The organism is Candidatus Palauibacter sp. (genome assembly GCF_965213655.1).
Taxonomy (GTDB): Bacteria; Gemmatimonadota; Gemmatimonadetes; order Palauibacterales; family Palauibacteraceae; genus Palauibacter.
In genome coordinates this window covers 1884108-1898066 of record NZ_CBDBZT010000003.1, presented here as the reverse complement: position 1 = coordinate 1898066, position 13959 = coordinate 1884108, and the positions used below count along the sequence as shown (strand labels likewise).

The following is a 13959-nucleotide window of genomic DNA, read 5'->3' as shown; positions in this document are numbered from 1 at the left end:
GCGGGACAACCATCGTAAGGCGAGTCTTCGAATCTGTGAAGATCGATTGTTCCTGGCCGCCAGACGGCCGAGGCCCCAACCGGCAAACGGCCGCGGCTCTAACCGACAGGTGGCCGGAGCTAGGCCGGGCGCTCGCCGCGGATGGTGACGCGGTATCCGGAGCGAACGGCGGGGAAGTAGTCCCAGATGGCGTGGTGCTGCGTGCAGCGGTTGTCCCAGAACGCGATCGAGTTCTCGCTCCAGCGGAACCGGCAGTGGAAGTCCGGCCGCTGGACGTGCCGGAAGAGAAAATCGAGCACGGCCTCGCTCTCGCCCTGCGGGAGGCCCGCGATGCGGACCGTGAACATCTGGTTCACGAAGAGCGCCTTCCGCCGCGTCACCGGATGGGTTCGCACCACGGGATGCTCGGACGACGGGTAGGACCGGCCTCCGTCATCGCGTCCGATCAACCGGTTCACCTCCCGGTAGTACGGCCCCCCGTCGTGGATCGCAGAGAGGCCGTCCAGCAGCGCCTTCATGCGGTCCGACAGCGCCTCGTACGCCGCGTACATGTTCGCGAACAACGTGTCGCCGCCAGCGTCGGGCACCGTGTGCATGCGGAGGATCGAACCCATAGGAGGCGTGGGGTCGCAGGAGACATCCGAGTGCCACCGCTCGCCCGTCGCCCGCACCGAGTTCTCATCGGCGTGGATCCTCATGACCTCGGGGTGTCCGTCGAGTCCCGGGTCGTTCGGATGGACGACGAGTTCTCCGAAGCGCGCCCCCAGCGCCTTCTGGCTCTCGATGGAGATGTCCTGGTCCCGGAAGAAAAGGACGCAGTGCGCCATCAACGCATCGCGAATGGCCCCGAAACTGTCATCATCGAGGGCGGCGAGATCCACGCCGTCCACCTCGGCGCCGATGACCGGTGTCACCGGACGGACATCAAGTGTGTTGCGCATGCCGGCGAATCTTGAACGGATCAGGCTCCGCAGCAACGCCCGGCCAGCCGAAAGGCGCTGGAGCTTGCCTAAGGCATGCGGGCCGTTTCATTTTTTCAGGTCGGATCGTGGGCGCGGTATCCTGGGAGGGTCTTGAATGAAGGGTCGTTGGCCAGCCCTGCTTTTTGCGATGGGTGTAGCCCTTAATTGTAGCGAGGGTCCGGTCGGCACGCCCATCGAACCTCCGTCGCCGCCGCCCCCGCCGGCCGGGACGCCGCCGCCGGTCGGGACGCCGCCGCCGACGCCGCCCGCGCCCCCGCCGACGCGGGTGGAGGTGCCTTTCGGGTCGGACGCGAACTTCGACATCCAGGACGACACCTTCGTCGATCCCGACGGGAATCACGATCAGGAAGCCCAGGTGACGGTGAAACGGTTGGCGACCATCACGTGGACGCAGAACGGTACGAACATCCACCGAGTGGAGTTCAGCAAGGTCCCCGAGGGCGCAAACGCGGTGGACAGCGACGATCTGCGGCCGGGGACGATCTGGGAGTTCCACCCCCGGGTGGAAGGCGAGTACGTCTTCTTCTGCCGCTACCACGAGTACATGATGGACGTGCGAATCACGGTGGCCACTCCCTGACGGGAGCTTTCCGCGACCCCGGTGTATATTTCTCTCACATGTTGAATCGCACTCGGAACGCCCTCGCCTTCGTGGCTGCCGGAATGCTCCTAGGCCTCGCCGCCTGTGGGGACGGGTCCGTCACGCCGCCGGTCCCGCCGCCTCCGCCTGAACCCGCACCTCCGCCCGAGCCTCCACCTCCGCCCCCTCCCGAGGTCGTGCGGACGATGCTCATCGACACCGTCCGCCTCCTCGTGGACCACCGGAATCTCGACCCGCTGGAGCCTCCGCCCTCCGTACGGCCGGAACTCGTCGAACTCGGGCGCCTTCTGGCCTTCGACCGGATTCTGAGCGGGAACCGGGATCTCTCCTGCATGACCTGCCACCTCCCCAGCTTCGCGACGGGGGACGGCCGGTCGCTCTCGGTAGGCGTCGGGGGACGAGGGTTGGGCCCGAACCGGACGCACCCCGAGGCCGAGTTCATCCCGCGCAACTCGCCCCCGCTCTTCAACCTCCATCTCTCGACCCAGTTCTTCTGGGACGGGTTCGTGGAGGCACTGGAGGACGGATCGATCTCGACGGAAGCCGGCGACCAGCTGACCGCCGGGATGCAGGCGGTATTCGAGTTCGGCGCGCTCTCGGCGCAGCCCATGATCCCCGTGCTGCGCCGCAAGGAGATGCGCGGCTTCGGCGAGGACAACGAACTGGCGGCGCTGGAGGATGACGACTTCACCGGCGTGTGGGCGGCGCTCATGGCGCGGCTGGGAGGGATCGAGGAATACCGGGGGATGTTCGAGGCCGCATATCCGGGTACGGCCTTCGACGACATGACCTTCGCGCACGCGGCGAACGCGATCGCGGGCTTCTACGTGTCCGAACTCACCTTCATCGACACGCCGTGGGACCGGTTCCTGAAGGGCGACAACGACCAATTGAGCGATTCGGCGCTACGCGGCGCGAAGAGCTTCATGACGATTCGCTGCATGCAGTGCCACGAGACGGACCAGTTCGACGACCGCAACAACGAGCACCACAACGCCGCCATTCCGCAGATCGGCCCGGGACTGGGCGACGGGCCGGGCGAAAACGACGACTTCGGCCGCGAGCGCGTGACGGGAGACCCGGCGCACCGACGGCTATTCAAGACGCCCCCGATGCGGAACGTCGAGCTCACGGGGCCGTACGGCCACGCTGGCCAGTTCGCCACGCTGAAGGCGATCGTGGTCCACTACGACAGCATCGACAACCGACTCCGGGACTACGACGTATCGCAGGTGGATCCCGAACTGCGGGGCACGCTGCTCATCAACTTCGACGAGATCCTGGCCACGCGGGACACGATCCTGATCCCGATCACCTTCGACGACGCGGAGGCGGACGACCTCGTCGCCTTCCTCGAGTCGCTGACGGATGACGCGGCGCGCGACCTGTCCCATCTGGCGCCGGCGACCGTGCCCAGCGGGCTGCCCATCGACAAGTAGCGTCCGCGGTCAGGGATCCGTGCCCAGAAGTGCCCGGACGGTCTGCTCCAGTTCGCGCGCCTGGCCCTCCGGATCCGCCAGCGTCGGATTCCTGACGAGCGCGAGATCTCCGGCGGCATCCACGACGAAGAGCGCCGGCACCGAGGCGAGCTTGTAGTCGGAAGCGATGCGCTCTGCGCGCAGGAGGAGAGGCGCATCGAGTCCCCACTCGTGAACGATCCGGCCGGGATCGACCTCGGGGCTTTCCCACGCGTTGAGGTTGAGCAGCCGCACACCCTCTGTCGCCCACCGCTCGGAGAGGGCGGCGTAGGCGGCCGCGAGGTCGCGGCACGGAGCGCACCAACTCGCCCCGAAACTCAGGACGACGATGTCCCCGCGCAGGTCCGACAGGCGGAGGGGAAAACCCGCGTCCGTTTCGAGCGACCAGTCGGGCGCCGGAACGCCGGATTCGATCCGCCGCGCGTCCTCGTCGATCACCTCTTCGCCTGCCGAGTCGAGGAGGTCCACGCGGATCGCGAGTTGATCGGGCGTGAGCCGTGCATCGATGAGCATGCTCGGGATCTCGAACGCGAGGGCCCCGCTCCCGTCATCCGCCTCCCAGCGAAAGGCACGGGGCAGGTCGTCCTCGACACCGATGTGCCACCACACCTGCGCGGGTCCGAACTCGGTGGTCTTGCCGCGCAGCACATCGCACACGACGCCGCCGATCGTCTCGCGGCTCACGAGTTCCAGGTCGCCGGCAAGTTCCGCCCGAAACGGTTGCGGATCCGTGAACGCGGCGGGGACCGCGAAGGGGGCGCTCGCCACGAGATGGCCGGAGCCGCCGGAGATCGTCCCGTGACTGAACCGGGCCAGCGCCTCGTCGCGGGCCGCGACGTAATCGCCCCCCCCGGACAGGATGAGCGCGGGCGCGTCGCCGGGCGCGTCGCCGGGAGGCGAGTCGCCCGATTGCGCAGCGGGGGTCCATGAGGGCGACGGCCGAAGTTCCGCCCAGTAGATCGGGGGCTCGCCCTCGGCTCTGAGCAGCCGCACCCTCCCGGCGTAGGATCCGGCGGCGCTCCCGGACCCCTCGTACGCATACTCGTACGCGAGACTCGAGAGCCGCTGGATGGCCGCTGCGGCGTCGGCGAGCCGGTCGGGGCCGGTCGGGGCCGCGTTGCATGACAGGCACAGGGCGGCGGCGACACCAACCGCCGTCGCCGCGCGTGACGATCGTTTCGTCCTGAAGGTCCTCATGTTTGCGATCCGCTCCCCACCTCTCCGAAGTTGGATTCCATATGTCACGTCCGGCAGCCCGGGGCAAATCCGGCCGGGGCAAACCCGGGATCACCGAGATGGATGGTGGAGATGGAACCGACGAAGCGCGAATCGAACGATGCCGGTGAAGCGATGCCTGCGGGCGTTGACCGACGGACGCTGCTCAAGCTGGGGGCACTGGGGGCGGGGGCGGCCGTCCTCGGCGGCTGCCGCGGAACCGAGATCGGCAGTGGATCGGCGCAGCCAGGGAGCGGCGATCCGGCGCCCGAGGCGCTGTTCTCGGCCCCGCCGATCGAGACGGTGCGGATCGGTTTCGTGGGGATCGGCGGCATGGGTTCGGTCCATGTCCGCAACCTCCTCGGCATGGAGGGGGTGGAACTCACGGCACTCTGCGACATCCGGCCCGAGCACGCCGAGCGTGCCCGCGACTGGGTGCTCGAAGCCGGGGGGCCGGAGCCGACGCTCTACACGCGCGGAGAGACGGACTTCATCCGCATGTGCGAGGCGGAGGATATCGCTCTGGTCTACACGGCCACGCCGTGGCGGTGGCATGTGCCCGTCTGCGTGGCCGCCATGGAGCACGGGAAGCACGCGGCAACGGAGGTCCCTGCGGCCTACACGATGGAGGACTGCTGGCGCCTCGTGGAGACCGCCGAGTCCACGGCCAGGCACTGCGTGATGATGGAGAACGTGAACTACGGCCGCTGGGAGATGCTCGTCTTCCACATGGTGCGGCTCGGACTCTTCGGCGAGATCCTGCACGGCGAGGGCGGATACCTGCACGACCTGCGCGCGATCAAGTTCGCCGACAGCGGCGAGGGGCTGTGGCGACGGGAACACTCGAAGACGAGGAACGGGAACCTCTATCCCACGCATGGTCTGGGGCCGATTGCGAACTGCATGGACATCAACCGCGGCGACCGCTTCGACTACGCGGTTTCGATGAGCGGTCCCTCGCGCGGTCTGCAGGATTTCGCGCGCGAGCACTTTGCCGAGGGCGCGCCCGAACGGCGGGAGACCTTCGCGCTCGGCGACGTGAACGTCACGCTGATCAAGACCGTCATGGGACGGACGATCTACGTTTCGCACGACACGAACCTGCCGCGGCCCTACTCCCGGATCCACCTCGTCCAGGGTACGCGCGGGCTCTTCCAGGGTTACCCCGAGCGCGTCTATATCGAGGGCCGGAGCGAAGGGCACCGGTGGGACGAGGTGGGGGACTACCTCCAGGAGTTCGAGCACCCTCTGTGGCGCGAGATGGCCGGGGCCGGGGCGGAGCGCGGTCACGGGAGCATGGACTACCTTGAGGATTATCGGCTCATCAAGTGTCTGCGGGAGGGGCTGCCCACGGACATGAATGTCTACGACGCGGCGGCGCTCTCGGCCGTGTGCGCGGTGAGCGAGGAGTCCGTGGCCGAGCGGAGCCGGCCGGTCGACTTCCCCGACTTCACGCGCGGCAGGTGGGAGACATGGCCGCAGCTCGGCGTCGTCGAGGCCTGACGAAGGCGCGGACGCGCCGTCCGCCCTTCGCGCTGCGGGTCCTGCGCGGCCTGGCCGTCCTCACCGTGGTCGGGTTTGCCGGTGTGGCCGCCTGGAACGGGCTGCGCTCCGCCGGTTTCCGTTTCCGGTGGGACGTCGAGGTCCCTCCCTCCCGCCCGGCGGAGCCTCGCGCGTTTCGCGAGCCCCCGGCCCTTTCACCGCTACCCGCCGCCCCGGGCGCGACCAGAGACCGCGGAGAGACCGACCCGCCGCCCTCCGCGGACCGTCTCTTCGCCAGCGGTCAATACGCGCTCATCGAGTTCGAGCGCTACGGAGATGGCCGGCCCGTCGTCTCCAATACAGCCGTGGCGGAGGAATGGCGGGAGCAGGGCCTCGTCGTGTCGTTCGAGTCGTACACGGCGGGGGCCACGAAGCCCAACGTCCTGGATGCGCGAAGCTACCTGCCGCCGAAGGCGTCCACGCACGCGTTGAGTTCGCCGCTAGCCGGGGAGCAGGGACTCGAGGTTGGTGTCATCCGCCTCGATTTTCCGGGGCGTCCGCGAAAGGTGGCCTTCTCCCTCTTCGGCCCCGATCTCATCGAGAGCTTCGAGGTGATCGCGTGGAGCGGCGGCGAGCGCCTGCCGGCCACCGCCCGCGTCCACGCGCCGGATGCGCGCTACGCCGCTGCAGGACAGCCGGTATCGGAAAAGGTAACGTACAGCCCGAGGGGGCGTTCCCCTTTCCGGGCAGAACGCGTCACTATCGAGGCCCCCCTCGGAATCGATCGCATCTCACTCGATGGATGGGGCCCGCCGGGTCACATCCTCCTCGTGGATCACCTCGAGATCGACCCCTGACACCGAAAGCCACGGGTGCAGAGTCACCCGGGTGGGATCAGTCGAAACCCACTCTCGGGAGCGCGCGGAACAGCCCCACGGCGGCGGCTGCGGCCACGACCCCGAAAACCACCGCGGCGCCCGGCCTCCCGTACAGGGCCATTCCCGTGCCGAAGAGCACGGCGTACACGGTGACGCAGCCGAGGCCCCATGCGGCGAGGCCGGCGGCAAGGCCCCCCGGCGCGTCCGGCTGCGTGTTCACGGCTCGGCGCCAGCCGCGGGCGAAGGGGCGGATGCGGTCGTAGAACCCCTGCAGCGTCGCGGTATCCGTGGGTTGCGTGAGGAACGTCACGAGGAGCCACACGGCCGTAGTCACGGCCACGCCGAGCAGGAGGCTGACCGCCGGGTCCAGCGCCGGGAGCCCCACGCGCTCGTGGAACAGCGGGAACCAGAGAGCAACGCTCGCCGAGGCCGCCATGCCGGAGATCTCCGACCACGCGTTCACCCGCCACCAGAACCAGCGCAACAGGAAGATCAGTCCGCTCCCCGCGTGCAGCAGGAGGATGAGTTCGAACGCCTGCTTCGCGCTGTCGAGGAAGAGCGCGAGACAGGCGGAGAGGACGATCAGCAGCCCGGTCGAGATCCGCGCCACGCGCACGTAGTGGGCTTCGTCGCGGTCCCGGGCCACGAATCGGCGATAGAAGTCGTCGACGACATAGGACGACCCCCAGTTCAGGTGCGTGGAGATGGTCGACATGTAGGCGGCGGCGAGCGACGCGACGACGAGTCCGAGCAGACCGTGCGGCAGGAAGACGAGCATCGCCGGGTAGGCGAGGTCGTGCCCCAGAATGCTCGGATCGAGGTTCGGGAACGCCGCTCCGATCGAGTCGAGCGTCGGATAGACGGCGATGGAGGCGAGCGCGACGAGAACCCAGGGCCACGGCCTCAGCGAGTAGTGCGCGATGTTGAACCACAGCGTGGCGCGCATGGAGTCGCGTTCGTTCCGCGCCGCGAGCATCCGCTGCGCCGCGTACCCGCCCCCGCCCGGCTCAGCGCCAGGATACCAGCTCGCCCACCACTGCACCGCGATCGGGATGACGAACACCATCGCCGCCGTACGCCAGTCCGTGAAGTCGGGCAGCAGCGAGAGATTCTGTGAGATCTCCGGGTGTGTGACGAGTCCCGCCAGACCCCCAACCTCCGGCTGCGCGAGCGCGTACGAGGCCGCCGCGACGGACCCGATCATGGCGATCGCGAACAGGAGAAGATCGGTGACGACCACGCCCCAGAGGCCGGAGGTCGCCGAGTAGAGCGCCGCCACCGTCCCGGCGACGAGCACCGTCGTGTACTTGTCCGCCCCGAGCAGGACCCCCGAGATCTTGATGGCGGCGAGCGTGACGGTGGCCATGATGACGACGTTGAAGAAGACGCCCAGATAGAGGGCCCGGAAGCCCCGCAGGAAGGACGCCGCCCGCCCCGAATAGCGGAGTTCGTAGAAGCCGATGTCCGTGAATACGCCGGAACGCCGCCACAGCTTGGCGTAGAAGAACGTCGTGCACATCGCCGTGATGAGGAACGCCCACCAGCCCCAGTTCCGGCTCACTCCGCCGTTGCGGACGAGGTCCGTGACGAGGTTGGGCGTGTCCGTGGAGAACGTCGTGGCGACCATCGACGTCCCCAGGAGCCACCAGGGGAGCTTCCGGCCCGCGAGGAAGAACTCGTTCGTGCCGGAGCCCGCACGGCGGGCGAACCAGAGCCCGACGGCGAGCGCCACCGTCCCGTACGCCGCCAGGACGATCCAGTCCAGGCCGTTCAGTTGCACGGGATCACCGACCCGTCCATCGCGGTGAGGCCGCCATCGAGCAGCGGGGTCCTACCACCCCCAGTCCGAGCGGTAGTTGGCCTTCACGTAGTGCGCGGGGATCGAGAAGCGGTTCAGGATCTCGCCCGTCGCCGGATCGAGCCGCACTTCCCGGCCGCTCCGCACCGAGAGGTTGCCGAGGAGCACCATCTCCGTCAGCGGCCCCGCGTGTTCGACGAAGTTGGAACCGGCGGGCGGACCGTCCTTGCAGGCGTCGGCGAACTCCGCGTACACGCCATCGGTGCGCGGGTACTTCTCCGGCGGCGGATCGGCTCGGATCTCGGCGTCCCGCGCCGCGTCGAGCAGCCGGGGGTTCTCGCCGTAGATCCCCGCGAACATCTTGCCGTCGGTCCCGATCCAGAGCTGCCCGCTCGACTCGAAGGGCCAGCGCGCGTCGTCCGGCACTTCGTCCGGTCGCGGCGGCGAGAGATTGCCGTCGCGCCACACCACCTTCACGGCCGGCCGGCCCCCGCGGGCGGGGAAGTCGTACTCGATGCGCGAAGCCGAGGGGGCGGTCTCGGGGAAGAGCGTCGTCGATTCCGCCGAAATCCGCTCCGGCGTGCCGAGGTCGAAGGTCCAGAAGGCCGCGTCCATGGCGTGGCACGCGATGTCGCCCAGCGCGCCGGTCCCGAAATCCCACCAGCCGCGCCAGTTGAAGGGGGCGTAGGCCGGGTGATAGGGGCGGTCCGCCGCGGGTCCGAGCCACAGGTCCCACTCCAGCCAGGGCGGGGCGTGGTGCGCCTCCGTCGGCCGGAGGATCGCTTGCGGCCAGATGGGGCGGTTCGTCCAGTACTCCACGCGCCGGATCTCGCCGATGGCGCCGGCCTCATACCACTCGCGGATCTCCCGGGTCCCGTCCTGGGCATGACCCTGGTTCCCCATCTGCGTCGCGACGCCCGCCTTCTCGGCCGCGGCAACGAGTTGGCGCACCTCCCAGATCGTGGTCGCGAGCGGCTTCTGGATGCGGGTCGGCTTGCCGAGCGAGAGTGACATCATGCCCGCCGCCGTGTGCGTGTGGTCCGGGGTGGAGATCACGACCGCGTCGATGTTGTCGGCCTCCTCGGTGAGCATCGTGCGGAAGTCGCGGTAACGCTTCGCCTGCGGAAAGGCGCTCCACGAGCCGGCCGCCTGGCGCTCGTCCACGTCGCAGAGGGCGTAGATATTCTCACCGACGCCCGCCATGCCGCGCACGTCGCCGCCGCCCATGCCGCCGACACCGATGTGCGCCACGTTCAGCGTATCGCTGGGAGCCCGGTAGCCGGGACCGCCGAGTACATGGCGAGGTACGATCGTCAGGCCGAGGCCGGCCGCGCCCGTCGCCCGAACGAAGTCGCGCCGGGAGAATCGGGAAGAGTTCGTCTTCGACGTCATGGTGCGCCTCACTTCGAAGTCCGGTCTGTGGAAGAACGCTCCTGCATGGTCTCGCGCCGGCGGCGGCTAGGCCAGACCCAGGCGTTCGAGGACCTCCGGGGGCGGTCCATCGAAACTCGGCATGGGACGGTTGCCGACGAAGCCGAGGTCGGCCATCCCTTCCGCGGTGGTCCAGAACGCGGTCGACGTGAGGTCCCGCACGCGGTCGAAGAAGCGGGCCGCCACCCGGTATTCGGGTGCCGCGTTCGCCTCCCAGCAGATGTCGTCGCAGATCGCGTGCTTCTGCTCCAGCGTCAACTCGGTGAAGCGCCCGCCGAAGCGCTCGTTCGATTCGATGTCCAGCCACACGAGCCCGCCGCGGACGAGCACGAGATCGTTGCGGTTGCCGTCGTAGGGCGCGCTCACCCATTCGTCGATGAAGGCGTGCGCCCCGAGCGCCGCCGCGCCCGGGGAGTGCTCGTCTTCGGGGATGATGACGTCGCACAGGGGGGCGAGGGTGGCGAGTTCGTCCTCGGTCAGGACGAGGTCCCACCAGACGACGGGCGACACCATGTCCGGGTCGGTCGCCGTGCCGGCGGCCCGGGGATTGCCGCCGCTCGTGGCGCCCTCGAACTCGGTGGGGTCGCTCGGGTCCCCGCTGCCGGCCGGTCCGGGTTCGGCCCCCTCGGCACACGCCGCCGTCGAGAGCGCGGCCGCGCCCGCGGCACCGGCTGCCAGCACCTGCAGCGCCCGGCGGCGGGTCAGTCCCTCCGGCGCGTCCCCTTCCCGCACCCGCTCCCGCTCGGGTTGCTGCGTGCGTTCCCGTTCGCGGTCGGACATCAGAGGGCCCCCTGACGAAGTTGGTCCACGAGGTACTCCGATGAGCGCCATGCGACCGCCATGATGGAGAGCGTCGGATTCTTGTCCGCGTTGGAGACGAAGGGACCGCCGTCCATCACGAACAGGTTCGGCACCTCCCACGACTGGCAGTACTGGTTGAGCACGGAGTTGTCCGGCCGGTCGCCCATGCGGACGCCGCCGACTTCATGGATGATCTGGCCCGGCGCCAGGATCGCGCGTGCGCCGTCCGTCTGAACCGTGGAAAGCACGCGTCCGCCCATCTCCTCGATGATCCCGGCGAACGTCTGCTGCATGTGCCGGGCCTGGTTGAGTTCGTGGTCGGACCACTTCCAGTGGAACCTGAGGACGGGGATGCCCCACTGATCGACGACCTCGGGATCGATCTCGCAGTAGCAGTCCTCGTTGGGGATCATCTCCCCGCGGCCATCGAAGTTCATGAATGTGCCGTAGTAGCGGCGGCACTCCTCCTTGAAGCGCTGCCCGTACGCGCCTTCGGTAAGCGGCTCGATGCCGCTGAAGGCGCCGTAGCCCGGCATCCGCTGGCCTCCGCCGAATTCGATGTGGTAGCCGCGGGCGAAGTCGAGGCGTCCCGCCGCCTGCTCCCCGTAGAGCCACCAGGGCATGTACATGTGCATCGCCGAAGCCCCCTCTTCGGCGTGGCGCGGCAGGTGCTCGAGCGCGGGGATCTGGCCCGAGACGCCCGCGCCCACGGTATCCATCACATACTTGCCGACCAGCCCGCTCCCGTTGGCGAGGCCGTCAGGGAAGAGAGAACTGCGCGAGTTGAGGAGGATGCGCGCGGACTCGCAGGCGCTGGCGGCGAGCACGACGACGGGCGCCGAGGCATGGCGGTCGGCGCGCGCCGTCTTGTCGATGTAGTGGACCCCGTTCGCCCGCCCCCGCGCGTCGATCGTCACCTCGCGCACCATGGCGTCGGTGATCGTCGTGAGGTTGCCGGTCGCCTGCGCCGGCGGCAGACAGACGGTGGTGGACTGAAAGTTCGCCTTGATCGAGCAGCCGCGCCCGCACGGAGTGGCCCAGTAGCAGGCCGCGCGCGACCTCATCGAGTCGTAGGTGACCCGGCGGGCCGTCTCGTTGTTCGGCCACAGCATCCTCGACAGGCGGTCCGCATCCTGGGGCTGCGTAAGGATCGCCAGGTGCGCGGGGATGACCGGGATCCCGAGGCCGTCGCACGTCTTCTTCGCCAGCAGTTCATAGGCGCGCGGCGCGGGCGCCGGCTGGAGGATCCCGTCGGAGGAATCCGGCGTGTTCTCAAGCCCCTCGTTGGACCCGTAGATGCCGGCGAAAGCTTCGGTGCGGTCGTACCAGGGGGCGAGATCCTCGTAAGACATCGGCCAGTCGAAGCCCAGCCCGTCCCGGCTCCTGGGCTTGAAGTCGTACGGGCCCATGCGGAGGGAGATCCGGCCCCAGTGGTTCGTCCGGCCCCCGAGCATGCGCGAGCGCCACCACATGAAGTTGACGCCCTCGGCGCTCGTGTAGGGTTCTCCGGGAACGCGCCAGCCGCCGTCGACGGTCGCGTCGTAGAAGCCGAACGGCTTGTCGGCGGTCCCGGCGGCCCGCAGCGGGGCGTCGGCGGGGGTCTGGAACATCGGGGTCTCGGACACCGGATCGTAGTCCCGGCCTGCCTCGAGGAGCAGCACGCGGACGCCATGACAGGCGAGCACGTAGGCGGCCATCCCGCCTCCCGCTCCGGAGCCGACGATAATGACGTCGTGGGTGTCCTGGCTGCGCCGGCGTAACGCGGGTGCCGAGCCGGTTGTTGTGTGACGCGGGTGTGATGAAAGCATGGGCCGAGGATGGGCGCGGAGGGCGCCGAAGGTCAACGGGTCGGCTTGCCGCGCCCGACCAGCGCGCGAACCTTCAGCGCCACCGGAAGCGAAACTTGAGGGGAGGCGAGATGCACAGACGAGCCGTCACGGGGCTCATGGCCACACTGGCGCTGATGGCGGTGAACGGCCGGCCGGCCGCGGCACAGTCGCTCACCGACCTCGTGTCGGAGCTGTTCGTGTTCGGCCAGTGCGGCGTGCCTCTCTGTTTCGATCCGGACTTCGAGGAGACCGGGAATCTCCAGACGGAACACGGCCGGCACTACCTGCGTGACGTCGTACCCCGGAACGACGCCCTCATCCTCTCCTTCCAGGAAGGGATTGGCAGCGTCGTCGGCAGCCTGCCGCCGACCGCCATGGCCGGGGGGCGCATCTGGTCGAACGGAGAGCGAAGCGCGTCGTTCGGGCCCGTGTTCTCGGAGCGCGCCGAAACGCTCGGCATGGGGCGTTTTTTCCTCGGCCTCCAGGCGACTGCGTTCCAGGTCACGAACTTCAGCGGCGTGCCCGCGGACAACCTCGTCCTCAACTTCTTCCACGAGGATTCGGATGTGGCCCTCGGGCCGGACCCCGGGCTTGGGCTCCCCTTCTTCGAACGCGACGTGCTCCAGGTGCGGACGAACCTCGACCTCGACTACACCGTCGCCACCGCGGTTCTGAGCGCCGGCCTCACATCCTTCCTCGATGTGGGATTCGCCGTGCCGGTCGTGCGGACGAGCCTGAGGGGGACGGCGAACGCCCAGATCCTGTCGCTCGGAAATGCGCTCGCGCACCGCTTCGACGGCACGGCCGAGGCCCCTGTTCTGCAGGCGAGCAACTCCGTGAGCGGGTCGGCGACGGGAATCGGTGACGTCTCCGCCCGGATGAAGATCAATCTGACGGGCGGCACGACGGTCGGCCGTGCGCCGCCGCCCGTGGGGATGGCGCTCCTGGCGGACGTCACCTTCCCGACGGGACAGGAGGAGGACCTGCTGGGACTCGGCGAAGGCCGGGGTCGCGCGCTGGCGATCCTCTCCCTCAATCAGGGGTGGTTCTCGCCCCATCTGAACGCGGGCTATCTCCTGCGCGAGGGCAACCTGCGCGACAGCAACTTCGACCGGGACGCGGTGCTCGGGACGGTGGGATTCGACGCCCGCGCCTCGGACGCCGTCACGGTGGGTGCGGATCTCATCACGCGCTGGGAACTGGCCGATGCGGAGTATCCGATGCCGGGGCCGGTCACCTTCGTCGGCCGTCCGACTCTGACGGTCGAGTCGTCGTCGATCCCGGACGCCGCCCGCCATTTCATTGATCTTGCCGTGGGGCTCAAGTACATGCTCGGAAAAGACATGATCCTCGTCACGAACGCGCTGCTCCCGGTCCGGGCTGCCGGCTTGAGGCCGCACGTTCTGTGGACGCTGGGGCTCCAGGGCACGTTCAGATAGCGTAGGAACAGGTTCGGATCACAC

Annotated in this window: 11 protein-coding genes; 5 read left to right on the top strand and 6 right to left on the bottom strand. The window is 68.8% G+C overall.

The annotated features are described in order from the left end of the window. Nucleotides 1–119 precede the first annotated feature (119 nt). On the bottom strand, nucleotides 120–941 hold the full coding sequence (locus tag ACOOGH_RS10550; protein ID WP_420448873.1) for a TauD/TfdA dioxygenase family protein: 822 nt from the start codon (nucleotides 939–941) through the stop codon (nucleotides 120–122). Between the two features lie 136 nt (nucleotides 942–1077). Here ACOOGH_RS10550 and ACOOGH_RS10545 point away from each other — a divergent pair, with 136 nt between their 5' ends. Together ACOOGH_RS10545 and ACOOGH_RS10540 are read left to right on the top strand one after the other, a co-directional pair. Then, a complete protein-coding gene (locus ACOOGH_RS10545) occupies nucleotides 1078–1563 on the top strand; it encodes a cupredoxin domain-containing protein (protein ID WP_420448872.1) in 486 nt (161 codons plus the stop codon). 38 nt (nucleotides 1564–1601) lie between these two features. Beyond that, on the top strand, nucleotides 1602–3023 hold the full coding sequence (locus ACOOGH_RS10540; protein WP_420448871.1) for a cytochrome-c peroxidase: 1422 nt from the start codon (nucleotides 1602–1604) through the stop codon (nucleotides 3021–3023). A 9-nt stretch (nucleotides 3024–3032) separates the two neighbouring features. Here ACOOGH_RS10540 and ACOOGH_RS10535 read toward each other — a convergent pair whose 3' ends face one another. After that, on the bottom strand, nucleotides 3033–4259 hold the full coding sequence (locus ACOOGH_RS10535; RefSeq protein ID WP_420448870.1) for a TlpA family protein disulfide reductase: 1227 nt from the start codon (nucleotides 4257–4259) through the stop codon (nucleotides 3033–3035). A gap of 111 nt (nucleotides 4260–4370) precedes the next feature. Here ACOOGH_RS10535 and ACOOGH_RS10530 point away from each other — a divergent pair, with 111 nt between their 5' ends. Then, entirely contained in the window at nucleotides 4371–5780 is a 1410-nt protein-coding gene (locus tag ACOOGH_RS10530; protein WP_420448869.1) for a Gfo/Idh/MocA family protein, read from the top strand. Further along, complete coding sequence (locus ACOOGH_RS10525; protein WP_420448868.1) at nucleotides 5750–6616, top strand: hypothetical protein; 867 nt, start codon at nucleotides 5750–5752, stop codon at nucleotides 6614–6616. Before ACOOGH_RS10530 ends, ACOOGH_RS10525 begins: the two co-directional genes overlap by 31 nt. A 37-nt stretch (nucleotides 6617–6653) precedes the next feature. On the opposite strand, the gene ACOOGH_RS10520 is transcribed toward ACOOGH_RS10525, so the two are convergent. From ACOOGH_RS10520 to ACOOGH_RS10505, 4 genes are all read right to left on the bottom strand, one after another. Continuing rightward, on the bottom strand, nucleotides 6654–8417 hold the full coding sequence (locus ACOOGH_RS10520; RefSeq protein ID WP_420448867.1) for a sodium:solute symporter family protein: 1764 nt from the start codon (nucleotides 8415–8417) through the stop codon (nucleotides 6654–6656). 51 nt (nucleotides 8418–8468) lie between these two features. Then, on the bottom strand, nucleotides 8469–9827 hold the full coding sequence (locus ACOOGH_RS10515; RefSeq protein ID WP_420448866.1) for a Gfo/Idh/MocA family protein: 1359 nt from the start codon (nucleotides 9825–9827) through the stop codon (nucleotides 8469–8471). 66 nt (nucleotides 9828–9893) lie between these two features. Further along, on the bottom strand, nucleotides 9894–10646 hold the full coding sequence (locus ACOOGH_RS10510; protein ID WP_420448865.1) for a gluconate 2-dehydrogenase subunit 3 family protein: 753 nt from the start codon (nucleotides 10644–10646) through the stop codon (nucleotides 9894–9896). After that, on the bottom strand, nucleotides 10646–12364 hold the full coding sequence (locus ACOOGH_RS10505; RefSeq protein WP_420448864.1) for a GMC oxidoreductase: 1719 nt from the start codon (nucleotides 12362–12364) through the stop codon (nucleotides 10646–10648). Before ACOOGH_RS10505 ends, ACOOGH_RS10510 begins: the two co-directional genes overlap by 1 nt. A 221-nt stretch (nucleotides 12365–12585) precedes the next feature. Here ACOOGH_RS10505 and ACOOGH_RS10500 point away from each other — a divergent pair, with 221 nt between their 5' ends. After that, the gene (locus tag ACOOGH_RS10500) at nucleotides 12586–13935 is read left to right on the top strand and encodes a hypothetical protein (protein ID WP_420448863.1); all 1350 of its coding nucleotides are present in this window, start codon (nucleotides 12586–12588) and stop codon (nucleotides 13933–13935) included. Nucleotides 13936–13959: the final 24 nt, after the last annotated feature.